This is a genomic window from Sphingobacterium olei (assembly GCF_005048855.1).
Lineage (GTDB): Bacteria > Bacteroidota > Bacteroidia > Sphingobacteriales > Sphingobacteriaceae > Sphingobacterium > Sphingobacterium olei.
On the sequence record NZ_SUME01000002.1, the window covers coordinates 296,863 to 323,575 of the forward strand.

Here is a 26,713-nt window from a genome sequence, read left to right on the forward strand (position 1 = left end):
ACAGGGTTCAATAGGCAAACTTTATGAAGACTTCGCCGTCGTAGGTCTCCCCCGCCTGCAGCACAAAAGAAGTGCCCGTCTTCACGAAATCATTGCTACCGTACTGGTACGGGGGCTGGCCACCGTAAAAGATGAAGTGCGGACACCCGCCCTGGTAGTTCACGTCAGCATTGGTGCGCATGCTGACCCGGTATTCTCCCGGCGGAAGGTATATCGTGGCATAGTCCGGATGCAAGGATGACGAGCTGAAACGCTGGCTGGCCACGATGGATCCGTCCTGGATAAAATCTATGGACAACAGATCTGGATCGCCAAAGCCTGTACTGAAGCCAAGGTACTGGTACAGCCTTACCGCGGCCATGCCCGATGTCGGCACCGGCGGAACTTCCGGTGGGTGAAGTACAGGTTCGTACCAATTCCCTTCCTCCCTTGCGGCCATTTCCGCAGTCGCCTGGCCGTAGGTCGTTATATACTTCCCACCGGGAACGGACCTATTGTAGAACTGCCGTACGCCAGGTGAGATCTCGCGGGTGTACGAGCGCATGAGGGGGATATTGGCGTAGAGCATGGTGCTTGCCCAGGGCTGCGCGGGCCCTTTCATCCGGTACTCGTAGCGGTGCGCCAGCTTGCCGTCGCTGTCCTTTTGCAGATGGAGCCTGCCGATGCCATCGTACTCATAATAAGTCGTCAGCCCATTGGCGTCCGCCTGCCGGCTCATCCCCACCTGTGGCTTATAGGTGTAGGTCGTAACCGTACGGTCTGAGGGCAGGGCCGTGCGAAGCCCCTCCAGCAGCGTCTGCAGGGGCGCGTCGCCAGCAGGGTTGACAACGGCACTGTTGTTCTTGTACGACGCGGGGACCTCGCTGTACTGCACGCCTTCGAGCACCGCTACCGGATAGCAGTGCCGGTATCCCCATAGGTACGAAACAGGCTTACCGTCGAGACCCGTCTGTTGCAGCACGTTACCGTACTGGTCGTATGCGTGAAAAGTCATCTCCGTGCGTAGCGGCGCCCCCCCTACCGAACGCTGTACCGAGGACGGCGCGATCAGTCCCGCTCCCACAGGGAAAGTGGCATAGTTGGTCTTTGTTCGGGATACCTCGCCACTCCTCGACTCGATCTCCTCTACGGGCTGGCTAATCCTGTTGGCCGCGACCATGTCGGCATACACCGGTGTGCCAGTAAAATGATAGGCATATTTGATTGTCTTCAGGGTTGTCTGGCCCTTGCTGTCCGTGGTGCTGATGCTCGTGGGCTGCAGATAGGGCAAGCTGGCATAACTGTACTGGCTGACCGTCCGCAGGCTGTCCACTCCCTCGTACACCGTCTCGGTTACCTTGTTGGGCAAGTACCCTTGCCGAGGCGATCCCGTACTGTCCGTACACATAGTTTGGGGACGGGTCGAACCAGGCACTGTAGATGTTCTCCATCGTGCCCGTATAGTACCCTTCTGCTATCACGTAAAGTACGCGCGTGAAGCTATAGACCACACGGATCTGCTCCGGCCGCAGGTAACGCTGGTATTCGTATTCCGTTTTGGAAACACGTTCGTACCCCGGGACGCCCTGCCCCCGCCCCCTATAGGCCGTGACCGACTTCTGCAGGCCCATCAGCCCGCCCGTCCGAATATACGGTATATTCGTCTCCGGTATGCGGGCAGACGCGTACATCGGCACATCGAGGGGGTCGTAAAAATGATCGGGTGGGAAGTACTCGTGCACGGTCCTGCCGGTCTGCTCCTGGTCCTGCCGGTACTCGGTCACCTTCTGGTAGTAGATGGGCGCCCCATCGGAGTAGTTGTAGCTAAGTGCGGACGCCGGCCGGTAGGTGGTCTTGGTCTCTGTCGCCAGCACTGCCAGGCATTCCGCGGTCTCGCAAGGAAAGGGAGGTATCATAGACCCCTGCAGATAGGCTACCTTCTGTTCGTAGCTTGTAGCGCTGTAGTGGAACCTGCCGTTCTGCGTCTCCCTGACCGGCCGGTGCATCAGCAGGCCGGTGCCCTCCTCGTACATACCGTAGCGGTAGTACCGCTGTCCCTGATGTGTCCCGTCAGCATCGTAGTGGTTGATGGCCCGGATACGGAGCCCGCCGGACAGCTGGGGCAGGAAGCTGTGGATGCCGTAGCTAGGAATGGGATCCACACGGCGGAACTCCTCGGTGTACCTGTTGGCCTCAAAGTCGAAATCCGTGATCCCGCCGGTGGGGTACACGATCCGGCGCAGCACGCCCCGCTTCATGGCATTCTCGTCCGGGGCCTCCGCCCAGTCGTCATCCCCGATCTTGAAGGGGATATTGACTGCAAAATTGTTGCACCAGCCATATATATCGCGGTAAAACCTGGCCAGTTCGAAGCTTATGGTCGGGAGCGACACAGGCACGTTTTCGTCGACATTGACATAGTCTATGTCCTCGGTAGATGCGTTCGGGTAGCCCCAGGCATCGTGCCCTTTCAGGTGGTTGCCGTAACAGAACTTATTCGTATAGTAGAGTGCGTACCGTTCGTAGGTATCCGTGCCGTTTCGTACGTGCAGCGAGTCCAGGTACATCGTGCCCTGGAAGTTCGTACCGTTGTAGAACTTGGCCGCCTCGACATAATATGGAGCGGTGTACGAATGGAAAAGATGCAGCGACTTCACCTCGGTATTGTTCTGGTCCAGCACCCGGATATAGTTCAGCTTGTCCCCGCCACTGAACTGCACCTTGCCGCCACGGAAGCTGATATCACTGACCGACAGCCCGGCCACGTTCGTGCCCTGCACGCCGGTGCCCTCGTTCTTTTCATAGATCCTGTCAACCACCTCGTCTCCGCTGTTCAGATGTGGCACGTGGAAGTAGGCCTTGCTGGCACCCGCAGGGGATACCATGTACTTGGGCGAAGATATCTTGTAGAAAGGGATATTGGCCGTCAGGTCCTGATAGTTCCAGAGCGGGTTGTTCATGGGAGAGGTGCCGGAGGTAAAGTGGTTGCCCGGCTCCAGGCTACAGGGGTCATCGTTGTAATAGTACTCGATCAGGTCGTGGTAGGTCCGGTACCGCGCCACGGTCTTGGCGGTGTAGCTGAATGTGACCTCATCGGTACCGTTGCTGCTGACGATACGTCGGCATTTCCAGGCCGAACGCACGCCACCCCCTCCGTGAGGCTCATCTACGTCGGACATCTCGATGCCCTTGGTCAAGGGCTCGCCCGGACCGGGATCGCCAAAGTAATAAATCGTCCCGTCCGTGTCCGTGATAATGAAGGCCCCGTCATTATACTGGATCTTGATGTTGTCGAACGGTACCGGGACAATCGTGTAGCCCGTCCCGGTGTCGTTCTTCTGGAAATAGAACGAGCCCGACTTGCCCAATAGCTTGTAGCTGAACCGGTCCGGAGCGCCATCGTTCCAGCCCGAGGCCAGCTGGTACATATGGTATTGGTTACTGAACGGAAAGTCGCAGCCCGGGCAATTGGTGGGGTTGGGATAGAAGGCCCTTATCAGGGAATTGTTGATATAGCCGCTATGGCCACCTGAAAAAAAATCGTCCAGCCCGTTGACCGTCCGGGCGATCTGCAGATCCGAACTCAGCGACCAGCCCATGCCCGAACGCGTCGACTGCTCGTTGATCTTAAAGCCCCCGGCATGGTACTCCAGCGCGATAGGTAGCTTTAATCCGCCTACGTTGATCTCGTAGAACGGGATGCTGATATCGGGGAGCCCGGTGTTCAGGTTGATAGGATAGTTTACCATCTTTGTCAGTGCGGCCGCCTCAGGCGATACGGGAACAATGTTATTCGGTTGTGCGATAAGCAGCTTCGTACAGACAGCAAGTACCAATAATGTGTGCAGAATATATTTTTTCATTTCGAATGGCTATTTGGCTTTATGTTCTTGTCATTATAGGAAAAATAACGCTCCAGTGTCGTGATTTGATGTCCCCGGCATTGAAAGGATATGCCGGTCATGGAAGTAAAACAATCGTGCTGCTTCATATTTAAGTAATTTTTAAGTTAATATCGATAAAAGACACTACTTCCTTTATGAAAACCTACGGCAACAGGCTTACAGCGCATCTATCACCGGTAGTTTTTCATAAAAAAAATAGTCTATTACAACTAACGTAAAAAAAGAAACGGAAAATAAGAGGGATTCAACCTACACAATAAGGACAAACAGCACTACCCGAGAGTAAATAGCAATAATAATAAGTTCGATACTTCTAATATATGAAATAAAAATAAAAAACAAGAATTTTAGTCTTAATTATCACAATTTCAGCTATCTATCGCATCTAAACCTCTTGAATATAGATGATATCGCTCCAATTTATCTATAAAAAAGCCTAAACCATTAAAATACGCTTTCGTACATAATGACTACACAAAAGAAATCCCGCCGAAATTTGAAATCTTTGATGACCGGATTGAAATCACTTCGGCAGGTTCTTTACCTGACGGATTTAGCGAAAAAGAATTCTTCGAAGGGATATCAGCCCCTCGCAATAAAGAACTCATGCGCATATACCGGGATTTAGAACTGGTAGAGCCGCTGGGATCCGGGGTACCGCGTATTTTGAAATCTTATGACAAAAGTTGTTTTAGGTTCTTTCCCAACTTTATTCGCATGACATTTCCTAAATTTATGGGTGGTCAAATAGGTGGTCAAGTGAATAAAATATTCCTTACCAAAAGGCAGCAACAAGTATTGGAACTGATAAAAGAAAATCCGGCTATTTCCCGTAGTCAACTGGCATCTAAAGTGGGGATAAATGAGTCTGCTGTACAGAAGCACATTGATACGCTTAGGGTGAAGAAAATGATCGAAAGGGAAGGCGGGAAAAGAGGTTACTGGAACGTTAAGTCCTGAAATAGTAATGCAGCGAGAAGCTAAATAGCGAGAAGGATAATTTGGAAACCAGCCCCTGCGGATGTGAATCTTTGTAATGGAGCAAATAATAAGCTCAATATCGGGCAATTTGAGGCTCAAAAAGTTGAGTATTCGAGCTTCAAATGGATGAAGTTTGAACTTATCGTTAAAATAGGATCAGAAACCTTAATAAATAGACTCCTTTATCCACATAGTGCTCGACGAACGAGGCCAACTTCGCGACACGCATCCTCTTTTACCGCCAGTCATTTCTTTTAATATATCATATTGCTCCATTTCATCAATAATTTTGTAGGCGGTTGGCATTGATACACCTGTAAATTCTACTACCTGTTGTGCGTTAATGATCGGACGCTGATACAAATGATCTAATATATTGAGTAAATGATGACTTCGTGTACTGCTCTCATTTTAAATAGGATATACAGCTATTTAAAATTTAGCAAGCTAATTTAAATAAAAAAACCTTATTTAAAATTTATGGATTAATTTTAAATAAGATCTGTAAGCCCGTCCCGTATACCTCTTGTCGGAAGCTATCCTTCGATTTAGATTGCATTTTCTAAATCATCCTATCTAGAAGTCGAGCCTTCACCTTCAATAAGAAACAGCCACTTCGTGATACTCCACCGTAGCCGCGTTCATTAGCGCTTTAGCAATATACAGTTTGTCACCATTCGTTAAGAGTGAAATCGAGAAGGCTGATGTAATGCCAATGGCAAGCGGTTGGGCTTTCCATTTCTGCATAGCGGGATTGTAGATGTGTAGAAGGACTTCCATATCCGCATATTCCACTAATCTATGGTGGAGACACTTCCCAATCCCGTACAAACTACACCGTAAAAAGTTGGAAAGAAGCTTCGGATGGAGAGGGGTATGACTAATCTGGCGTCAATCTTGATGCACCAAGCAAAGAACTTTATACACCAAGTTTCAAACTTTGTCCATCAAGATTAAAAGATGTCGCATCAAGTTTACGGCAGGCTAAGCCAACATTTAAACATGATGCATCAAGTTTCTAATAGGCGTTAACCGGCAAGAAACTTACTGCAGCAACATACAAACTTGATGCGCCTTGACACAAAGATATCGCTACAAGTTTCAAACTTTGTCCATCAAGTTTGAAACTTGATCCGTCAAGATGCAAACTTGTAGCATCCCAACGCATACTTGTGTCTACCTACATTACACTTGATGCATCAAAAATGACAGTCTTGTAGACCTGATTGCCCCGAGATGTACCAACTTCTGTAGCCATGCCGTGGATAGAACGTCCGGTCTTGCCAGATAGTAATCTTCATGCGGCTAATGATTTACCGAATGCAAGGTCATTTCGATATGGTGTATGCCATTTTCCATTTTAATGGATTGGCCGTGACGTACTTTGCCATTAACTTTTGAAAGTTGCATATTGTCTGGCGCAACAACGGTCGCGCTACTGCCAACTGGTATCGCAACTTGCATCCGGAGCTTATCTTGTTCCAATGTCCAGTCAACGCCGACGGGGCCGTAAGGGCTATCTATAGTCGATTTTACCCAGGTTATGCCTTTCGGTATCTGTGGCGAGATGCGTACGTGCCGATAACCGGGCTTTTTTTCATCGACGCTTATACCGCCTAATGCTTGATAAACCAGGAGATCAAATTATGGGAAAGAACGGATGAATAAAAGTATATTTCGTAGGTTTGTGGGTAAAGGACCAAAATTATAGATACGCGTGTTGACAGTTACAAGAATTTTATTAACCATTATCTGTTTATTATCTTCTTGCCTTGCTATGCACGCCAATATGGAGATAAATTCCTTATTGAAAGACTTGGATCAGGTCTTGGTGAAAGTAACATCCGATGCCAACCTGGGCGCGCTAAAACCGATTATTGAAATTTCGGACGATGCCACAATCCGACCTGCATCTGGTGAAATAATCGACGTTTCGGCAAATAAAACCGTAACCTATACGGTCACTTCGGCATCGGGGCAACGCAGGGAATGGAAAGTGGAATTTGCCGTCTATGATTCTGAAATCAGCGAATACGACACGTATAGCATTTCAAGCATACTAAACGGCAGGGTAATGCAGATAGCGGGCGATAACAACTTCAATGAAAAATATGTAGAGGATGCGGGGGTAGATGTCGGAAATTCTGACATAACCAATGGAAAAAATCTTCAAAGATGGCAGGAGTGGGATATTATTTATCATGCTACAGAAGAAGACATAAAATATTATAAATTCAGGAACCTCCATAGTGGAAAGTTCTTAACTGCAGGTGCTGCCGCTGGGGAGCAACTGAAACAGAAAAGAGCGCCCGCAACTTCCTTGGACGCACAACTGTGGAAGATAGCGGAAATCAATCAAACCGGAAAATATGAAATATCGAATAAAACTAATGGGCTGTATGTTTCCATGACCAGTACACCAGATAAGGTATATATTACGCAGGAGCCGAAAGCGGATGATGATCGGCAGAAATGGGATATCGTAAAACTATCAAAAGATAGCTACAGGGACGATGATGTATGTCATTTCTTTGAACGCACAACGGGTTCGGTTGCGTTCGATCAGGGAAACAGTATTCCGCTTTCTGACGGTAGGGTGCTATGGGTAACACAAGATGCGTGGCACCACGGTTCAATGGCTCCTAACGGCAACTTGTATGGTAACCATTTTATATCCTATACCAACTCGATTATTATTCAGCCTTCTAATGACGATTGGAATCCGGCTGCTCCAATGATGACGGCCGACGGGCGGTCCAATGGAGGGGTTGGCAATTTAATTCCTAAATACCCCGGTAAAACCTGGAGCTGGCCAGGAGCCGGAGTTGAAATCGATAATGTGGTGTATATACACAATACGGAGGGCGAGGGTCTGGGATCGGAAAACGATCACCAATCGCTTTATAAACTGACTCCTATTAGTTCCACCCACTGGCAGACCGAGCGGACGACACCTGCGGGCTTGACTGCTTCGGAAAAGTTAATGCGGTTTGCCAACGGAATGGTGAAGGCAAATGATGGTTATGTATATGTGTATGGTAGCCGCTCCATCCCGGAGAGCTTTGGATACAATACATATCTCCATGTTAGCCGGTTCCCACAAGATGATCCACAGAATTGGACTTTCTGGAACGGAAGTGCATGGGTAGCGACAGCAAGTACAGTGTCGACGGCCCACGTAAATACGGGAATGGGGACCAACTATGTCAGTTACCTTAATGGGAAATATATACACCTTACTATGGATCAGGGGTTCTATTGTGGGATATCTTCTATTAATATGTATATTTCCACGGCTAGTAGCCCAATAGGGCCATTCACGCCAAAGAAATTGGTCCATACATTTACCGAGTTCTACAAAGGACAAAATGCGAGAGTTTACACCCCCTTGATTCATACATCTTCTGATAATGGGAAAGATGAACTATTGGTTACCTACAGCATGAACTTCGGTGCCTGCGTGGACACTGGAGATGGGGCAATTAAAGAAAGCGACGGCAATTACGACCCTTATTATTACCGGGTAAAAGGTGTACGTATCCCCTACGCCATGTTTGACTTATAGCTTAAAAAAGTTAAGAGCACCCTGCTTGAGAATATCAAGTAGTGCGCTCTTACTTTTATTTCTCAAGAACTACGGATTAGTTGAAAATAGAGAGGCACTAGCCACTAAAGCTCTCCTATTCATTTTAAGCATATCGCATACCCATTGCGCAAAGTCCTCTGGTTGTAAAACGCTTTCCGGATTACCATCTGTAAGTCCACCCTGGATACTCATATCAGAGGCAATGGTACTTGGCGTCAATGTAATGACGCGGATATTTTCTTTACGCCATTCGGCCATCATAGACTGTGACAGGGAAACAACAGCTGCTTTCGATGCGGCATAGGCAGACATGTTACCGCCTCCTTTCAAGCCTGCTGTAGAAGCTACATTCACGATATCACCCTCACCTTTATCTTTCAAAAAAGGATAAACTGCTTTTGCAACGTAATAGACACCAAAAAGATTTACACGAATAACATCTTCCCACTGTTTAGAAGACATATCTGCGATCTTACCAAAATCGCCTACCCCGGCATTATTGATCAGTATATCTACACTTCCTAACTTTTCGACCAACCTCTTGACACCTTGCTGAACAGCAGCTTCCTCTGTTACATCAAATACGGCATAGGCTGCATTAACGCCAATATCGTGTAGTTCGGCGAGCGTGACTTTCAAGTTCTCTTCATTACGCCCCGTAATTCCAACATGTACTCCTTCTCTGGCAAGATACAAAGCAACAGCTTTTCCTAGACCTCTACCTCCGCCGGTAACTATTGCTTTTTTCCCTTTTAATGTAGTTATCATATGTTTTTATAAATTTATATCAGATAAGTCCAAAAATAGAAAACACCAGTTGTTAGAATGTTAAGATTATGTAATTTCATTAATTAAGAGCCTGAAATCATTCATGACACAGGTTAAACCCCGTAGGGCTGAAATATTCATCGTATCCCGGGTTCACGTTATTGAATATGGTATAATCTCGAAAGAAAGATTTTAAGCTCTGCAGCGTTTCCCGAAGTTTGAAAAAAGAGTCCAGTTGCGTTAGACAACTGGACTCTTTTGCAACCTTAAATCATTAAGGTTTGGAAACCTTAAACTCTATGGAAAAGTCTCCCAAAGCACCGGAAACAGGTGGTGGTGTGCCGGTGACCTTTATCGCTATATACAGATCCCTGTCCGCAGACCACAAAAGGGCAACATCATTAGGCTTCAATATGGTATTAGCGGCAATCGTTCCAAACAATCGGTTTGACTCCGCAACAGTAGAATTGTTATACGCTGCAGCCATTTGCTCCCTATCCATCTCGTCCAAACTCTCATATAGGGCAACTGATTCTGCATTAGAAGGCAATCTCTTGAATTTGCCAACATTCCGAATCGGCCATTGGGCAATCTGCGACTGCCACGCGGATGCAAAGACCGCAAATCCATCACCATCAATGGTGAACAAGTTGCCCCTTGACCCGGCACCCAATGCATAGGCCATATCAATATCCTTGCCAACCCGCCGCGGCACATCACCGATAAGGAATCCCCGGGCGTACTTAAAATCGACATATATAGCATCTGTATAACTGACACTGCTGAAAGTCAAGCTCGTCCGTTTTATGGCATTCAGATCCACAACCTCCGGCTCCAGATAGAAGTAATCCAGCGCATTGGGATGCGGGCGATATGTCGTCCGTATAGTGATCGGTTCATCTGGATCAACACCATGCAGCGCACCGATCGTAGATGTGGATTCGGAAACAACTTTCTGCTTCACGCCGGCATGGTCTGTATATTCGATTTCAGACCCATACAGCGTCTCCAATAACCCCTTTCCATTCCACACAAGTGCTATAGAGTCGGAGGGAAAGAACACGCTGTGACTCAGCTCTCGCTCTTTCAATGTGGCTCTATACACATCACCATACACCGGAATACTCAATTCCATCAGCAACGAACGGTTTCCCTTTCGGTCGGTGGTATAGGCATTGAATATATAGTCCCGCTCCTCCAGATTATCAATAATAACAGACTGTTCAGCCACATTGTGGTCTATGGCCTTCACCACCGAGTCTGTTTGGCTCCAGCGGATGATGATATCCTTGGCCTCGCTGTCTGTCGGTGTGACCCACCCCACCAGCGCGCGGTATTCTCCGGGTTGAACCCAAATCGAGTCAGGCTTTCCGATATAATTTCGATCAACGACAAAATCCTTATAGAAGTGATCCTGCTTTGTACAGGAGATCAAAAACAAGACCCCTGCACAAAAAATACCGGCAATCAATGAAATACTATTCTTTCTCATAACATGTTAGTTTCTTAACGCTTCGCTTTTATCATTTTGTTTTTTATTCTGTCGGCCTTCCCCAAAACTCCAGCTCGGGAAAATATACCTGCGTACGAGGCTCCCAGGTGCTGACCGTTTCGATACGGATATAGCGTACGCCCGGTATCTCTAACGGGAAGTCGAAATCATTACCTGCTCGCGCAGCCTCCAAATCCTCAGCTGTCAAGCCAGCGTTTAAGGTAGTAGGCGGTAAGCCCGATGGTCGCCAATCATCCCATTCACCCAACAAGATCCAGGTGCTATAATCCGTACTAGGCGTATTACTTCCCCATATCCGAATATGCTTTGCATTGGCAGATTGGTAGTAGAGGTTATTGTTTTGCCAATATTTGAACCGGCTGAGCTGATAAGGTTTGAGCAGGTCGATGGTAACGGTCTTCGGCCAGTTATTATTGGCAACAGAATAGTATCCGTCTGCCCAGGTAGCTTTCAGGCCATCGAACATCCGCGACTTCGGATATGTAGTTGATGTAGGTACTGCATCCCCCGTTAGATCAACGGAGAAGTGCGCAGGATTTTGATGCGAGATAGGCAATTGAATTTCTTCCCAAGGTTCAAAAGTAAAACTGACCGTATCGCTAAAATTCTGCCATCTGTCCCGGGTATAGATACCGAATTCGGTCTCGACAGGGGCCTGCCCGCGAAAATTAAACTTGATGTCCTGGCTTTCGGTAAAAAAGACTTGCATAACGTCATTAACACCTGTTCTGGCGAACACATCCACCCATTGTCCTGTAGCAGGATCTTTCTTTACCACGCCAATCAAAAGCACTGCTTTCGTAGGATTCATACCTGTTATCTTGCCACCTCCCCAGTCAGCTTCGACGTTAATATCGGCCACTACCTGCTGATAAGGAGGAGTCTCTGGATGTATCGTAACATGGATAGGTGCCGATTCTTGCTCGTCTTTCCCGACAGCATAGATAGCTATGGAGTACTCCTTTGATTGCGCAAAACCGTCCACCAGTAGTTTATTGTCAAACTTAGACACCCTGGTCGTTCTTGTCAACCCATGCTCTATCGTATATACAGCCTTAACGTATGCTGTATTCGGATCGTCCAGCTTAAAGCGAATAGCCGCTGCGCCAGGCAGGTTTTCAATGTCATATTGAGACACGGGGCTTGGTGCTCCTCCGGAGAATAGAGGAGCATGCTTCTCCTCTTCACACGCGAACAACACAAAGAGTGAACATAAAATAATCGATAATTTCAAAATTTTCATAATATTGCTATTTATACCTTAATGAATACTAAAGTAATTCCTTTCTTCAAAAAACTTACCATCCTGGACTTTGCAACAGGTTTTCATTACGCAACAATTCGTATTCGCGGATTGGCATAAAATAATCCCGTTTCCTAAATTGACGTTGGTATATCACCGTCTGCGTGTAAAATTCCTCGGAAGTCACGCCTCGTTTGTTCCATCCCAATACAGGTTGGCTGAGCACGGTTTCCGCCATCTTCCAACGCAATAAATCCCAATAGACCTGCGACTCGCTGTTCAGCTCAATACGACGCTCCTGCCGAATGATGCCACGCATTCCTTCTTTGGTATTGTACCGGCCCGGTGACCTTGACCAAGAACCATCCCAAGACTCTTGCACCGTCGGCACGCCGGCCCTGGCACGTACAGCATTTAAATGGCTAAACAGTGCACTGCTGTTCGGTCCGTTCGGACCTTCGAATTCGTTGATAGCCTCAGCATATAACAAATAAATGTCGGTTAAACGCATATTTGGAAACAAATAGCTACTCACGCGATAGGTAGCGACATCTATAACATTTGTATAGTTGATCGGTTTCTTTGGATAATAACCAGTCGGCGAGTGTGCAGATGTTTCCCTTACGGACGTATACCGACCTCCCCTGATTTGCAAATGCCAGTTATTACCTTCCGTGTATACACCTTGCCCATACCATATCCCGCCATCGAAACCGATATTGGCGTAAAAACGTGGTTCCCGATGAAAGTGTAGCTCTATTGTTTCGTACCCTTGTTGGACATGTTGCTTATTTGCGATATCTCCTGTTCTGAACTGATACCTATTGTCATAGGCCCAGGTGTTGTCCTGATCGATTGGCAAGCCCTTATCGGTATAGAACATCTCCGCAATCTGCAATGGCGGACCATACGCACCTGTCGGGCCCGTACTGGTCGAATTGGGATCCCATGATCTCGGTGTTAGTGCACTTTGGAGTGCCCACGCATTGGTATTCGGCCAGATGACCTCACCACGGATATTCGCGTCGCGCGAGGCAAAAGCCTCCCGTATATTCATCTCGTATTGTGTCGTATCGGATAGTGGTAGGAGCCCAGGGTCGAACACAAAAAGCGGCATACCGATACTCGTAGCATTGTCAATTGCTGCTTTAGCAGCCTCCATGGCGCGTTGCCACTTTTCGGCTGAATAGGTCTGGTTAAACAATTGCCCCAACTCCGGATCGATGTAATCGGCATAATCCGGATTGCCGTTGAACAATGGGCTGGCGGCAGTCGCCAGCAACTTGGCTTTCAATCCTAATGCCATCATGGCCGTGACCCGTCCGTAATTTGCCCGATCAATCTGATTCAAAGGAAGATTAGGCAGAAAAACCAATGCTTCATCCAAAAGCCCGACAATATAGTCCACACAGACATCCACCGGCTCCCGTTTGATCCTTACGGAAGCAACAGGGGCATCAATCGGCATATTTTCACGGATCAAAGGGACAGGTCCGTACAGCTGCATCAGGAAGAAATGATAATAGGCTTTTAGAAACTTGACTTCAGCCGTCCATACTTCACGCTCAGCGGGTTGCATATCAGGCACGTTACGAATATTTTCCAGGAAAATATTACAATCTCGAATACCTTGCCACAAATCCTTTCCTCCTGCTCGTCCTTCCCAATAATTCAGCAGGGGATTTGATACATTTTGTTGCCCCATCACAAACCGGGATGTATTGCTCTCGTTGTATGCCAAGGGCCACATTTCGAACCCTGCGTAAGACGGACTGGACGAAGTGAGTTCCCCATGCTGGGGCAGGTAAGAATAACAGGTGTACAGATACCTTCTTGCTTCAATCCGCAGTGCAAACGAATGCTCGATTGTCCGCACATTATCAGGCACAACATCCAGGTAGCTGCACCCGGACATACACAGCTGTAGGGTTAAGAAAGCCAGTGCTATTTTTCTAATTTTTTTCATAAACGTTTTCTTTAAAAATCAACCTTTACTCCTAAGTTAAACACACGCTGAATGGGATAATTCATACCTCTGTCTGCCATTTCCACATCCCACAGCTTGAACTTACTGAATGTCAGCAGGTTAGACCCACTGACATACGCGCGGAGGTTTTTAACTCCTATGTTTGCCAATATGCCTTTGTCTTTGTTAAAGGTGTAGCCGATCTCCGCCGACTTCAGACGCATAAACGAGCCGTCGCGCATCCACCAGGTGCTAGTCACCTCATTGTTAGGAGCTCCCGATTCCCAGCCCAATCTTGGAAAGAGCGCATAGGGATCCCGATTGTCCAAAGACCAATGATCGTCTGCATAGACTTGTAAAACATTATTCCTCATCCGCCCATTTACAGTTTCCACCACACCATTGTCAACATATACATAGTTTCTAAAAGGTCCGGTAGCTGCAGGATCGATGAAGAACGTCTCTCTTGCTAGACCGGTAAACAAGACATTGAAATCAAAACCCTTAAATCCTCCAGAAAGCGCAAATCCGTAGTTGATCTCCGGAACAGTTGGATAGCCCAAAGGCACTTGATCCAAGGTACTGATGATGCCGTCGCCATTGACATCCATATATTTGATATCACCAGGTATGACCTCACCTCCTAACTGTTGCTCGGGCGAATTGCGTATCTCCGCTTCGTCACTAAACAATTTCTCTGCGATATATCCTCTTTGCACACGTATCGGATAGCCTGCACGGAATAGCCAAGGATGTGGATACGCCGGCTCCTCATAGACTATATATTTATTGGTCGAATAGGTAAAATTCATCATACCCTGTAGCCACAGACCATTATACCAGCTTTTCTTATAGGTACCTTGCAAATCAATACCAGACGCAGACGCTTCTCCGATATTGGCATGGATAAGAGCTGAGAGACCCATCGTTGCCGGGATATCGGCACGTTCCATAAAAATACTTTTTCGTTTTTCGGTAAACCAATCAGCTTGGAGCTCAAATGCATTATTAAATAAACCCAGTTCTAAAGCCAGGTTGGTTTTAGAAGCTGTCTCCCAAGAGATTTCCGCGTTTGGATAGCGGGATACATTGATACCGGCTAAGTTTTCATCCATGCTGGGGCCAAATGTCCAACCTCTAGCAGCATCAGTATTGACTTCGGAAAGATAATAAAAACGTTGACTCGCCGAACCGATAGCATCATTACCCACTAGGCCGTATGTAGCCCTCAGCCGGAGATTAGAGACAACGGGTGTCAAAGGCTCGAAAAAGTTCTCCTTCGACACATGCCAAGCGGCGCCGGCAGACGGGAAGAACCCAAAGCGATGTACTGTCGAGAATCTTTCCGAGCCATTATACCCAAAGTTGGCTTCAAGATGGTACTTGCCTAAATAGCCGTACGCTAATCGTCCGGCCAAACCTATGTTACGGTGTGGCAAGGATAATTGCAGGCTTCCCGCATTCCCTTCCTGTTCACTGTTCATCGTCCCCACCAACATCCCGGTGAGTGAGTGCTCCCCAAACTTACGGTTGTAATTGGCTATACCCTGCAAAAAGAATATAGAAGTTATATCTTTAGTTCCTTGGGTATATCCCAGAGTTTCGTTACCTGAATCCGCATTTAACGGATTGTATAGATTATTTCCATTTTGATCTACTCCCATATATTGATACCAAAACGGTACATAAGACCTTCTGAGTTCATTATACGCGTAGCGTGTCGTGGTCACACGTCCGGTAAAAGAAAGGCCTTCCGTAAGAAAATCAAGCTTTTGATTTAACTCGACCTGTGCTTGCATTCTAGACCTGAAATACTCCCGATAACCCTTGACCATCTCTGCATATGGATTCAAATAGCTCGGCTCATCTGAAGTATAGGAGTTACCGAACATAATATGATTCAAAAACTTATAGTTTTCGCCGGGAGGATAGTAGGGCATAAATGAGGTTGGCACCGCCCGCATTACATCCCGGTATACCTTAGTCGCACTCTGCAACGGCCCGTTGTAATCATCAAAGGTACCGCTCAACCGGACTTTCATCTGTGTACGGTCTGTTAGGTTGATACTGACATTGCTCAGTAGGTTATACGTCCGGAGATTAACATTATTGTTGAAGTTGGATACTTTAGGCACCTTAAGGATACCATTATCCTGGTTAAAAGCACCAGAGACAAAGTATTGCGCAATAGAACCTCCCCCTCGAATATTCATATTTACCCGCTGATTCATCGCAAAATCATTGATCAGTTCATCCCGCCAGTTTACCGCAGGGTATTCCAGCGAGCCTCCGGGAGGGGTATATTCGATTTTTCTCTGGCTATATACGGTACCTTGTCCTGGCATCCTGCTTAATATCGCGTCATTAGCGAGCTTCATATAAGTAATCGGATCTACTACGTCTACCTCGCGGGTCGGTGTCGAAAGAGAGTTCTCCACACGAACAAACAGGTTCATGCTTTCACGTCGACCTTCTTTGGTCGTAATTAATATAACGCCATTCGCTCCACGAGCACCATATAGCGCCGCCGCAGAGGCATCCTTTAACACAGAGAAGCTCTCGATATCATCCACTTGCATCCGGGCCAGGTCGGTAGTCGTCGATTCAATATTGTCGATCAGGACGAGCGGACCTTGATTATAGCCAAAGCTCGTCACACCGCGGATAAAAAACTCGGCATTGTCTGCGCCCGGTTCACCCGTACGCTGAAAACCGATAATCCCTGCCACCCTACCGGCAAGAGCCGTGGTAAGGTTACTGGAAGGAATTTTTAGATCTGAAGGGTTGACCGTGGTAATTGCACCAACGACATCCTCCTTTCTGGCGCGTTGACCAAAGGCTGTGACAACGGTTTCTCCGATCAGGTTCGATGCTTCGGCAAGCCGAACATCGATCTTGGTTTGGCCAGCCACGGTAATCTGCTGTTGGGTGAAACCTACCATACTAAACGTCAAAACCGCATCTTTGACAAATTCATTAGGTATCGCCAAAACATATCGACCATTTTGGTCTGTTGTGGTTTCAATCCCAGAGCGAAGCCGTATGGTTACCCCCGGCAGTGGAGCACCTAGCGTGTCGGTAATTTGTCCCGTAATCTCTAAAGGATCTTGCAATGCAATCGATATACTGCTAACATCTTTCTCCGTCGCCATGGAGGTGGAGTGAAAACTGAGAGTTAACGCAAGCAGCAATAAAAAAAGCCATTTTTTCATAAGCTAGATTTTAAATTAATAAATATGGTTATCAGTGTTTTTCCCTTAAAAGACAGAGATTTACATTTGGTTAACACAAGTATAGTAATTAATTTTTCAATATTGCATTATTTTGTAAATTATTTTTTAAAAACGCACAAAAGCGTTATAAAAACAAAACGGAAAGCCATAATTGTGCTTGATTGCACACAACAGCATCTTTATGCAATAGAAAATATAGAAAAATGAAACAAAACGCATTCAAAACCTGCCGAATGGGAAGTTGTGCACTTTCCGCAGGCGTTATATAAGTTGCGTAGGTGCTATGTAGCGGCTACACCGAAGTTAATACGAATATATAAAATAAAGTGAAGTCAATCATTCAGTTTGAACAGCAAGAAAATCAATTATTCCTTGCTGTTTAAACCGAACTGCAATACTAATCCCACCACAGCCGCGTAGAACGGGGCACTTCTGTAGGCACGTTTTGTCCGTTTTTATTCGCCTCTCCTTGTGGATAATCCAATCTACGGATAAACGTCTCCAAAGCAGCGTTTTCGGGCATCGTAAAATCTTTGTATTGATAGTCATGCCGACGAGCATCATTCCAAGCTTCTGCATTTAAATAAGTAGCAATATATTTTTCTTTGAAAATAAGCTCCAAGGTCAATCCAGATTCGCCCACAGCTACTAAAGGACTAGCCAAATAGGTAGCTTTATCCGCAGCAGCAACCTCCAACTTATCCATGTTAGCACCTATTCCCGTCAAATAGGCAGCATAAGCACGTGGACGGTTTCCGGCGGCGAGCGCAGCCTCGGCTTCAATAAATTTAAGCTCCGCATAAGTCACTATCCATAAAGGCGCTTCGTCTGATGTCCATGGCGAATTACGTGAAATATAATTCTCATCATGTCGGGTGTTTCCTTGTGTCCCCCTATTTCCCGCGCCATTTACTGTGCCGATATAGATACCATCGACCGTTAGATCCGTAATCTTTGGCAATCGTGGATCAAAAATCCCATACGTGGTACCGTCCAGATGCTCGATCAATTGCTCCGACAACCACCCTCCAAGCGATTGATTGATATTACTCAGCGATACACCAGCCCAATTGTTGCGCGTATTAAAAATGCCCATACCCGCATCTTCGTCATTTGAAGTAAATGAATTATCCACGGCATCCAAAACCGCTGTCGGATCGTAGTTACTCTGCTTACTGAGTTTATTCACTAATCGTGCTTTTATTGCATAGGCAAACTTTAACCAAAGCTCTCTTCTAGTGGTTGCATTGAGAGAAGGTCCGTTGTACACGAGGTCATTAGCTGCTGCAAGCGGCATCGTAGCTCCCGTTTTGGACAATTCGGCGATGGCTTCATCGATCAGCCCCAAGGTACTTTCGTACACAGCTTCCTCCGAATCGTACTGCGGGTAAAAATTATTGATATCAAACGCCTGCGAGAACGGTGCTGATCCCCAGTAATCGTTTACTATGGCCAGATTATAAGCGATCATTAAATTTGCTACACCAAGGTATTCGCTGGCACCGAGGGTTACCGCAACCTTCTTCATTTCGTTTGCATCTGCCATAGCAAAATACAGGGCATCCCACAACGAGGTGAAATTCTGTGTTTGATAGGTGTCGCCGGCACCATTTGCAGCAGGACTCGCCGTATATTGCACAAAAGGAACGATTGCACTCGCTGCCGAATAACTGTTGATACCGATCTTATAGGTCGACGTGGATAGTAACGAGGGAAGAGTCGGCTGCACTACCTGATTCGGATTATCGGCTAAATCATCAAAATAGCCTGAACAACTTTGAAGGCCAACCGTCAATAGCACGGAATAGAAGGAATATTTTATTACTTTTTTCATGTCAATTTTGTTTTATAATCCTACACTAAGCGTAAACATGATTGATCGGGCGGTGGGGTAGGTGAAACCTGCCGAACTATCTACATTACTTCCACTTTCATATGAACTCGATTCGGGATCCACTCCATAGTACTTGGTCCATAGCCACAGGTTGTTACCAGTCACCGTGAAAGCAGCTGATCTCAACCCTCTTTTGGGAAGCCAAGCTGAGGGTAGATTATAGGTAAGGCTTGCAGATCTTAACCTAACCCAGGAAGCATCGGTGACAAATGGCTCGGATACATTTCGATAAAATCGGCGGTAGTACCCCTCTCCATAGTCAACTCCATCAGGGCCCATTTTTTGACCCAACCAAACTTCTTTGGTATTGGGAGTACCATCAGCAAGTACCCCGTCAATGATCTTAGTTTCATTTCGGTCAACAGTGTAATCCGGCATACCGAAGGCGGTATAGAAGTTCTCCAACCAATTGTACCTGTCAAAACCTAAGCGCGCGTCAAACAGGGCGTTTAAGCTAAACTCTTTGTAAGTAAACGTATTTCCCAATCCCAAAATCCAGTCTGGCTGTGAATTTCCGAGCACTTTTTGTCTAGAACCAGATAACTGTGGAAACCCGTCGGCACCAATTAATAGTGGTAAAGACCGGTCAAGAAATTCCTCATCATGCGGCTGATCACCTGTATAGCGCAAGAAGTAACTGCCGTAGATATTACCATATTGTTCTCCTTCCATCAAGATCTGCGTGACTGCTGCGTTACCATAACCCCTAGCAGAGCCATATGTTATGGGCGACTCTAGCGAAAGTATTTTATTGCGGTTGGCCGATACATTGATATTGGCATCCCAGGTAAACACCTTGTTTGTGATAGGCTTACCATTAATCACCAGTTCCACTCCTCGGTTACGCATATCACCCGCATTGACCGACGTGGTTACATATCCGGTAGCAGGAGTAATCTGCTGACGCACGATCTGGTCTTTGCTTAAGGAATAATAATAGGTAAAGTCCAATCCTAAGCGATTGTTGAACCAGCCCATTTCCAAACCGGCCTCGTAGGTGTCGGTGAACTCCGGACGAAGACCGGGATTGCCAAGGTTGGAGGAAAGCGTCAATCCGGTATACCCGGCAGGAAGGGAACTGTAGGTGCCAAATCCCGAAGAAATAGCATATTCTGAAGCATCTTTACCTATCCGTGCATACGAAAGGCGTAAACGGCCGTTTGAAATGACAGACGGCAGGGGCACATGATCGGCGAATACGTAACTCAAGCTCGCCGAAGGATAAAAAAACGACCGATTTTCCTTCGAAAGTGTAGAAGTAACATCCGTACGCCCCGTTAGCGTAAGGTAGAGGTAGTTCTTGTAATCCAATGTCGCCTCTCCAAAAAAGCCCATCAACCGGTATTCCCGTGCATTATGGGCTGTTGATAACACAGCTGCGTTACCTAACCTAAAAAAATTATATATGGTGAGCTCGCTACCTAACACCCCGACCTCGTTTACCCGCCGATCAAACACCTCATGTCCTAAACGCAGTGTACCCTTGAGGTCGTCTGTAAAATTGGTATTCAAGCTGGCCACAAACGTACTATTAAGCGAACGGAAAGTCGTATTATATTCACCCACAAAACCGAGTTGATTATCATAAGTGCGCTCACCGGGAATGCCCATCGGACCAGGCGCTGTACGCAAACGATTATCAGAATAGGTGTCTAAACCGAAGCGGTACATGATGTTCAACCAACTTGCGGGGTCGTATGTTAAGGTAGCACCTCCAATATAGCGGTTGGTCACACCCTTTAATTTATTCGTCGCGGTACCATATATTGGATTATTAGTCCCGATCCAATTTTGTGTTCCATCTTCATTAAGATAATCGCGCACATCATACCGAGGAGACCAATAGGCTAATCCCTCTCCAAAGCGATCGGAACTGTAAGTATACCCTCCTGCATTACTGAAACTCATGTTTACCATGGTTTTAAATTTAGGACTGATCGTAAAATCTGTATTTAACCGCCCCGAAAAATTGTTATAATCTGTATTGGGCATCATCCCCTGCTGAAAAAAATGGGACACCGAGGAAAACACGCGAACCACATCATTACCACCGGATACCGAAAGCGAATTGTTAGTCTGCTGCCCCGTACGGAATGCTCGATCAAAGTTGTTGAACAACTTGTCGGGATGGGTTGGATCAATCTCCTTGGCTTCCGCGATTGTTGGCCCCCATGCCGGACCAATTCCTGTTGCCGGATGCGTGTAAATTCCTAATACGCCTTGGGTGTACGTTGTCTGTACAGCCGGTTTTCGCAATACTTGATCAAATCCGTATGTACTTGAAAAATTTACAGAGAATCCACCTGTCTTACCTTTTTTTGTCGTAATGACGACCACACCATTTGATCCACGGAGACCATAAAGCGCTGTGGCCGCGCCCCCTTTCAAAATATTCACACTTTCAATATCCTGGGGATTAAGATCGGAAACCCGATTGGTCACACCTCGTGCACCAGATCCAGATCCCCCCGCCCCTAAGGTTGATGTGGAGTTGTCGATCTGTACACCATCAATGATGTATAGCGGATCACTAGGTATATTAGGATCAATAGAATTTACGCCTCGTATACGCAGATTGGCACCTTGCCCCGGTCCACCACCGGTACTGGAAATTGTGACCCCCGCCACTTTACCTTGCAATGCGTTCAATAGATTCGGCTGTCGGTTATAGGTAAGGTCTTCTGAATTTACTGATTGCGCCGCATACCCCAGCGAACGTTGCGAACGCGCAATACCAAAAGCTGTGACGACAACTTCATCGAGTCCCGCTGAACTCGCTTCGAGTACCACATCCAATGTTGCAGAACTACCCGCAGAAGCCTCGTGAGCTTTCATACCCACAGAACGGAATACCAACGCACTGGTAGTACCCGGGACCCGGATGGCATAACGCCCTTCATTATCAGTCTGTGTGCTAACCGCGGAACCTCGAACGGAGACCGTAACGCCTTCCAGCGATTGCCCATTTTCATCGACTACGCGGCCGCTAACCGTCCGCTGCTGCGCAAAACCGATCTGGAACAGCCAGCATAGGGCAAAAATAAGCCCACAGAACTTGTTAAGTGTAACTTTTCTCATAGCAATCCTTTTTTTTGGTTAAATAATATTAAAATAAAACATTAGTAGATTTTACTCCTTATTCTTCATATAATCATAAAATTGCAGCGACACATTTGCCAATGTCTTCTTCACCGCGTTATCTTTCACATCTGCAGACAGCAGCACGAGTACATAAGCCCGTCCATTAGGCAAGTACACAATTCCTGAGTCGTGAAATATCCCTGCTATCGACCCGGTCTTATGTGCCACTTGAACATCTTTGGGCAGCTGTGCCGGAATAACACTATTAAACTTTTGCTTCTTCAGGATGTCAATCATCGCTTTACTTGCCTCTGTGTTAACCATCGTACCTTTAGCAATACGTTCGAAAATCAGCATCAGATCATATGCTGTAACCTGATTGTTCATGCCTTTCTGAAAGGCTTTGGTATCTTCGACGCCGCGCAATACCTGAATATCATTCGCCCCGATACTCTTCATCGTCTTCATCACATTCTTAGCCCCAACCTGATCAATGACAATATTAGTCGCAAGGTTGCTACTCTCCGTAATCATACGGAATATAAGATCATGTCGCGTTATTTTTGTACCCACTCGCACATACAGGTCTCCTTCACTATCGGTATTTGCCGGCAACGAGAATTTGCTCTTATCGACAATACTTTTGAACTGGTTGTACACCGTAATCGAATCCGATAAAGAAAATTTCCCCTCTGCAGCTTGTTTGAAAGTTTCCACCATGACAGGTGTTTTCATTGTGCTAGCGGCATGAAATAACTCATGCGCATTGAGCGACAGCTGCTCTCCGGTCTGCAAATCCATAAATGCATAGGCAAATCGGCCTTCAGGTTGTTTTGCCAGTGTTTTTTGGATGCGTGATTTCAAATCGGCCGTATCCAATATAGCTCGCTTATCAGGAGTTAGTGCTACGCGTCCCAGCGTACCTTGCCCACCGGACCGCTCCCCTACAAACCGGCCTTCGCGAATGGACTTGTCGGCATTCAGTACAAACGTGAGGAAAGGCCCCTCTCCTCGATCTGGATTGTCATAAACCAATCGGAACATGTCTCCGTGGAAATAATGTAAAGTCCCGCAATACTGCGGTGATTTGACAAAATCGAGACGCAGTGCCGAATCGCTCACCATACTCACCGTCACACGTCCAAAAAGATCGTCACGGTAAACACCTACATAATCTGCCAAAGGCAGTGAGCGCTTGAGCATAGGGTCGGGAACTACTTTTTTATCGGCATGCTCCGTCGAGTCTGCTCGTCCCTGTGAACGGTCTAGCTGTTTTTTGTAGCCGGCTATCCAGTCAAAGGATTCGGCCCCTAGGTAATAATCGAGCACCTGGTTGATGATCGCCCAATACGCCCCCGAAGAAAGCTGATTCGTCAATACCACCACGCCGAGCCTCTTTTCGGGTACCATAGCGATCTGCGACACAAAACCGGTGAGTAACCCACCGTGGCCTACGACTTGCTCGCCACGGTAATCATACGTACGGAACCCCAGCGCATATCCATAAAAATGCTTTTGATTAGGTTTTAGCCATTCCGGTTCTTTACTAATGGGCATGGTACGCACAATTTTCCAAAGTTCGCGGGTAGCGGTAGGCTTGAAAATCCGACCATTATTAGGTGTACGCCCTGAATCCAGCTGTGTAATCAACCAATTGGACATATCGACGGCCGAAGATGCAATGCCGCCCGCAGGATTGCCGTTGTCACCGATATTACTTTCAAAGTAGTTTTCAACGACACGCAACTTCCCATTCCGCCGCGTGTGCGCATAGGCTATATTAGGTTGTTTCTTCAACGTCGAATATCGGTTAATACTATTGTGCATACCAACTTTGTCAAAAATTCGAACCTTAACAAAATCTTCCCAAGACATACCAGAGACAGCCTCAACCAATTCGCCCGCTGCCACGTATAAAATATTATCATACGCATATACCGATCGGAAATCATGAGCCAACGGTACATCTTTGAGCTTCTCCAACAATTCTCTGCGACTGAAGGTAGAAGGCGGGAATAGGAGAAAATCATTTGCATAAGCAGGTAGCCCACTGTGATGTACAAGCAAATCCCGCACGGTCAAATGTGTCGTTACGTAATCATCCGAAAATTTGAGATAAGGAAGGTATTTCGTAACCGGATCCTCCCAACCGAGCTTGCCTTCTTCCACGAGCATAGCCAATGCTGTCGCCGTGAATGCCTTACTATTAGAGGCGATAGTAAATAAGGTATTTTCATCAACCGGATCCGGACTACCCATCCGCTTTACGCCATATCCCTTGGTCATCAATACTTTACCATCCTTTACGATACCCACACCAACTCCTGGCACATTAAACTCCTCCAGCACACGATTAATATATTCATCCAAATCTGGAGGAAGATCTGGGTCTTGTGCCATCGCAAAACTTACCGAAATACTACAAAAAAGCAGCATTAAACTTTTTCTTAGTCTACTGGTATTCATAATTTAGTATCTATTAAGGTTTTAAATGTTTTTGAAGAAAATCGGCTATCGCTTGATCCACTAACACCTGATTTTTGTACAACATCCAATGGTGTGTATCATCGGGTACAACAATGGCTTCAAAGGGTTTTCCTTTTTGCTCGAACCGTCTAATGAGATCAGTTGTTTGACCGAAATCGACATTGGCATCATCATCACCATGAATGAAAAGCACCGGTGATGTCCAACTATCCACGTAGGACACCGGTGAAGATGTGATGGCCAATTCAATCGCTTTTGCCGCATCAGGGGCAGGTTCCGCACTAACCAACGGGGTGCGACCGATATAATTGTGTACGCCGTGGATGTCTACCCCTGCGGCAAACAGATCCGAATCTTTACCCAAAGCTAGCGCCGTGAGGAACCCGCCGTAAGAACCACCATACACACCTATCCGCTTATGATCAACTTGAGGCAAGGCCGCTAGCCACTCGCCAGCTGCTTTTATATCCTGATATTCGGAAGCTCCATATCTTCCCGCAAATGGGGGCCTATGAAAATCAAAGCCATAGCCTATCCCTAAGCGGTAGTTTACCGAGAGGACGATAAAGCCGCGACTGGCCAAATATTGGTTCAAGGCATAGGTATTGGAATAGTAGTCGCCATAATGCCAACCCAGCAGCATTTGCCGTTGGGGACCGCCATGGATAAACACGACTGCGGGCTTCTTGCTAATCCCCCCTTTCGGCTCGAACAGTTGCGCATAAACCGTCACACCATCCGCGGCTTTAAACTCGACACGTTTTGGGACCACTAAAGTGGCGCTTGCTAAAGAGGCCGGGATTAAGTGTTCGCCGAGTAGTCGTATATCTCCTTTGGAATTAGGCCAGGGAAGTACTGCAGGTACAGATGGACGCGTGGCCGTCGCGCTAAGGAATATAAGATGCTTCCCGTCCCCCGTAATGGTAGGATACGTTTCTATACCAGTTCCTGGGGTGACGACCTGCATATCAGCTTTATCTACTGCTGTACGGATGAGATGTCGGCGGTCAATGTCGTCTGCATCCGGCCCTGTATTTGCACTGGCCAAAAGCCAGTTCCCATCCGGTGAAGGCTTAACATGTTCTACCATGAAATTACCAGGTGTTAGTAACAGAGCCTCTCCACCGCCTTCTGGGATCGAATATAGATGTTGCCAGCCATCATGATACGACAGAAAAGTGATCCGTCCTTTGCTTGACCAAAACAGGTTGCCACCTGACGCAGAACCTTCCGGCGTTTTCGGAGAACTCCACAACTGCTTGACATGCCCATCAGCTACATTTGCCTTCCAAATGGACCAGGGACTGATCGTCGGAGCCAAAATCGAATCGGGCGCTCCGCCACCTGCCTCTCTTTTAATAAAAACGATTTCCTTCCCATCTGGCGACCATTTTGGCGATCCATAACGGGCAAAAGTTGGGGAGATCCACTGAATAGGTGTTTTCTTATCACGATATACACCAAGCAATGAATGGCCACCACGTGACGAAATAAATGCTAAACTTCTACCGTCGGGCGACCAATCCAGAGAACCAATGGATCCACGTGCATAGAACAGCTGTTCGGCTTTGCCCGAACCATCGATCGGACATACCCACACCTGCCCTTGGCGTGAAAACGACACCCGCTTACCATCAGGCAAAATTTCGGGGTTGTCTGCATCCGCCAACAACTTGGGTTCACCTCCCATAAAGGGTACACTCCAGATCTGTACTTTCGTAGCAACGGGCAGGGAGGCGGGATTACGCGGCGTACTCGAATTGGAGCCGCCGTGGTCTCCTCCTTTAACAAAGACCGCCCACTGCCCATCGGGGGAAAGCTGTAGACTCGTGATTTCATCGCCCAGATCCTCATCATAAGCAGTTAGTTTACGGAGTTCGAATTTGGGTCCTTCGGCCACATAAATGTTGCGGCGTCCCTGTTCGTTAATAGCCACCGCTATGCGCTTGCCTGTAGCCGCAGAGACTAACTCGGAAGGGAATGGATAGGAGGTAAATTGTTCCATGGTAAGCTCCTGAGCCCAAAGGAGGCTATTTGTGCAAATCCAAAGAAGGAGTAAAATCAAATATTTCATAAG

Annotated in this window: 15 protein-coding genes; 2 read left to right on the forward strand and 13 right to left on the reverse strand. The window is 46.9% G+C overall.

The window, feature by feature from the left end; genetic code table 11:
- Positions 1-7 precede the first annotated feature (7 nt).
- Both FAZ15_RS22460 and FAZ15_RS05655 read right to left on the reverse strand, forming a co-directional pair.
- Complete coding sequence (locus FAZ15_RS22460) at positions 8-994, reverse strand: hypothetical protein (RefSeq protein ID WP_162304885.1); 987 nt, start codon at positions 992-994, stop codon at positions 8-10.
- 142 nt (positions 995-1,136) lie between these two features.
- Entirely contained in the window at positions 1,137-3,842 is a 2,706-nt protein-coding gene (locus FAZ15_RS05655) for a hypothetical protein (protein ID WP_136900343.1), read from the reverse strand.
- Positions 3,843-4,385: 543 nt separating this feature from the next.
- On the opposite strand from FAZ15_RS05655, the gene FAZ15_RS05660 reads away from it, so the two are divergent.
- Positions 4,386-4,844: an ATP-binding protein gene (locus tag FAZ15_RS05660; protein ID WP_262709287.1), complete on the forward strand. Its 459-nt coding sequence runs from the start codon at positions 4,386-4,388 to the stop codon at positions 4,842-4,844.
- A gap of 618 nt (positions 4,845-5,462) precedes the next feature.
- Here the strand turns inward: FAZ15_RS05660 and FAZ15_RS05665 are convergent.
- On the reverse strand, positions 5,463-5,645 hold the full coding sequence (locus FAZ15_RS05665) for a hypothetical protein (RefSeq protein WP_136900345.1): 183 nt from the start codon (positions 5,643-5,645) through the stop codon (positions 5,463-5,465).
- 525 nt (positions 5,646-6,170) lie between these two features.
- A complete protein-coding gene (locus FAZ15_RS05670) occupies positions 6,171-6,500 on the reverse strand; it encodes an alpha-L-rhamnosidase C-terminal domain-containing protein (protein WP_136900346.1) in 330 nt (109 codons plus the stop codon).
- Between the two features lie 154 nt (positions 6,501-6,654).
- Between FAZ15_RS05670 and FAZ15_RS05675 the strand changes: the two genes are divergently transcribed.
- Complete coding sequence (locus tag FAZ15_RS05675) at positions 6,655-8,430, forward strand: RICIN domain-containing protein (protein ID WP_238387163.1); 1,776 nt, start codon at positions 6,655-6,657, stop codon at positions 8,428-8,430.
- Between the two features lie 69 nt (positions 8,431-8,499).
- Here FAZ15_RS05675 and FAZ15_RS05680 read toward each other — a convergent pair whose 3' ends face one another.
- The 9 genes from FAZ15_RS05680 to FAZ15_RS05720 form a co-directional block, all read right to left on the reverse strand.
- The gene (locus FAZ15_RS05680; RefSeq protein ID WP_136900347.1) at positions 8,500-9,219 is read right to left on the reverse strand and encodes a 3-ketoacyl-ACP reductase; all 720 of its coding nucleotides are present in this window, start codon (positions 9,217-9,219) and stop codon (positions 8,500-8,502) included.
- A gap of 274 nt (positions 9,220-9,493) precedes the next feature.
- Positions 9,494-10,711, reverse strand: coding sequence for a DUF4998 domain-containing protein (locus FAZ15_RS05685; RefSeq protein ID WP_136900348.1), 1,218 nt, complete (start codon positions 10,709-10,711; stop codon positions 9,494-9,496).
- A gap of 43 nt (positions 10,712-10,754) precedes the next feature.
- Positions 10,755-11,975 carry a DUF5000 domain-containing lipoprotein gene (locus tag FAZ15_RS05690; protein ID WP_136900349.1) on the reverse strand — a complete coding sequence of 407 codons (1,221 nt, stop codon included), beginning with the start codon at positions 11,973-11,975 and terminating at the stop codon, positions 10,755-10,757.
- Between the two features lie 55 nt (positions 11,976-12,030).
- The gene (locus tag FAZ15_RS05695) at positions 12,031-13,941 is read right to left on the reverse strand and encodes a RagB/SusD family nutrient uptake outer membrane protein (protein ID WP_136900350.1); all 1,911 of its coding nucleotides are present in this window, start codon (positions 13,939-13,941) and stop codon (positions 12,031-12,033) included.
- Between the two features lie 11 nt (positions 13,942-13,952).
- Positions 13,953-17,153 (reverse strand): SusC/RagA family TonB-linked outer membrane protein, encoded by a 3,201-nt coding sequence (locus FAZ15_RS05700; protein ID WP_136900351.1) that lies wholly within the window; start codon positions 17,151-17,153, stop codon positions 13,953-13,955.
- A gap of 418 nt (positions 17,154-17,571) precedes the next feature.
- Positions 17,572-19,008 carry a SusD/RagB family nutrient-binding outer membrane lipoprotein gene (locus tag FAZ15_RS05705; protein ID WP_136900352.1) on the reverse strand — a complete coding sequence of 479 codons (1,437 nt, stop codon included), beginning with the start codon at positions 19,006-19,008 and terminating at the stop codon, positions 17,572-17,574.
- Positions 19,009-19,020: 12 nt separating this feature from the next.
- A complete protein-coding gene (locus FAZ15_RS05710; protein WP_136900353.1) occupies positions 19,021-22,146 on the reverse strand; it encodes a SusC/RagA family TonB-linked outer membrane protein in 3,126 nt (1,041 codons plus the stop codon).
- Between the two features lie 51 nt (positions 22,147-22,197).
- Entirely contained in the window at positions 22,198-24,615 is a 2,418-nt protein-coding gene (locus FAZ15_RS05715; protein ID WP_136900354.1) for a serine hydrolase, read from the reverse strand.
- A gap of 13 nt (positions 24,616-24,628) precedes the next feature.
- Positions 24,629-26,710: a S9 family peptidase gene (locus FAZ15_RS05720; RefSeq protein ID WP_136900355.1), complete on the reverse strand. Its 2,082-nt coding sequence runs from the start codon at positions 26,708-26,710 to the stop codon at positions 24,629-24,631.
- Positions 26,711-26,713: the final 3 nt, after the last annotated feature.

Coding starts and splice junctions, on each gene's coding strand:
- FAZ15_RS22460 (WP_162304885.1), bottom strand. CDS start 994: ATGACTTTTCACGCATACGACCAGTACGGTAACGTGCTGCAACAGACG.
- FAZ15_RS05655 (WP_136900343.1), bottom strand. CDS start 3,842: ATGAAAAAATATATTCTGCACACATTATTGGTACTTGCTGTCTGTACG.
- FAZ15_RS05665 (WP_136900345.1), bottom strand. CDS start 5,645: ATGGAAGTCCTTCTACACATCTACAATCCCGCTATGCAGAAATGGAAA.
- FAZ15_RS05675 (WP_238387163.1), top strand. CDS start 6,655: ATGGAGATAAATTCCTTATTGAAAGACTTGGATCAGGTCTTGGTGAAA.
- FAZ15_RS05680 (WP_136900347.1), bottom strand. CDS start 9,219: ATGATAACTACATTAAAAGGGAAAAAAGCAATAGTTACCGGCGGAGGT.
- FAZ15_RS05685 (WP_136900348.1), bottom strand. CDS start 10,711: ATGAGAAAGAATAGTATTTCATTGATTGCCGGTATTTTTTGTGCAGGG.
- FAZ15_RS05690 (WP_136900349.1), bottom strand. CDS start 11,975: ATGAAAATTTTGAAATTATCGATTATTTTATGTTCACTCTTTGTGTTG.
- FAZ15_RS05695 (WP_136900350.1), bottom strand. CDS start 13,941: ATGAAAAAAATTAGAAAAATAGCACTGGCTTTCTTAACCCTACAGCTG.
- FAZ15_RS05700 (WP_136900351.1), bottom strand. CDS start 17,153: ATGAAAAAATGGCTTTTTTTATTGCTGCTTGCGTTAACTCTCAGTTTT.
- FAZ15_RS05705 (WP_136900352.1), bottom strand. CDS start 19,008: ATGAAAAAAGTAATAAAATATTCCTTCTATTCCGTGCTATTGACGGTT.
- FAZ15_RS05710 (WP_136900353.1), bottom strand. CDS start 22,146: ATGAGAAAAGTTACACTTAACAAGTTCTGTGGGCTTATTTTTGCCCTA.
- FAZ15_RS05715 (WP_136900354.1), bottom strand. CDS start 24,615: ATGAATACCAGTAGACTAAGAAAAAGTTTAATGCTGCTTTTTTGTAGT.
- FAZ15_RS05720 (WP_136900355.1), bottom strand. CDS start 26,710: ATGAAATATTTGATTTTACTCCTTCTTTGGATTTGCACAAATAGCCTC.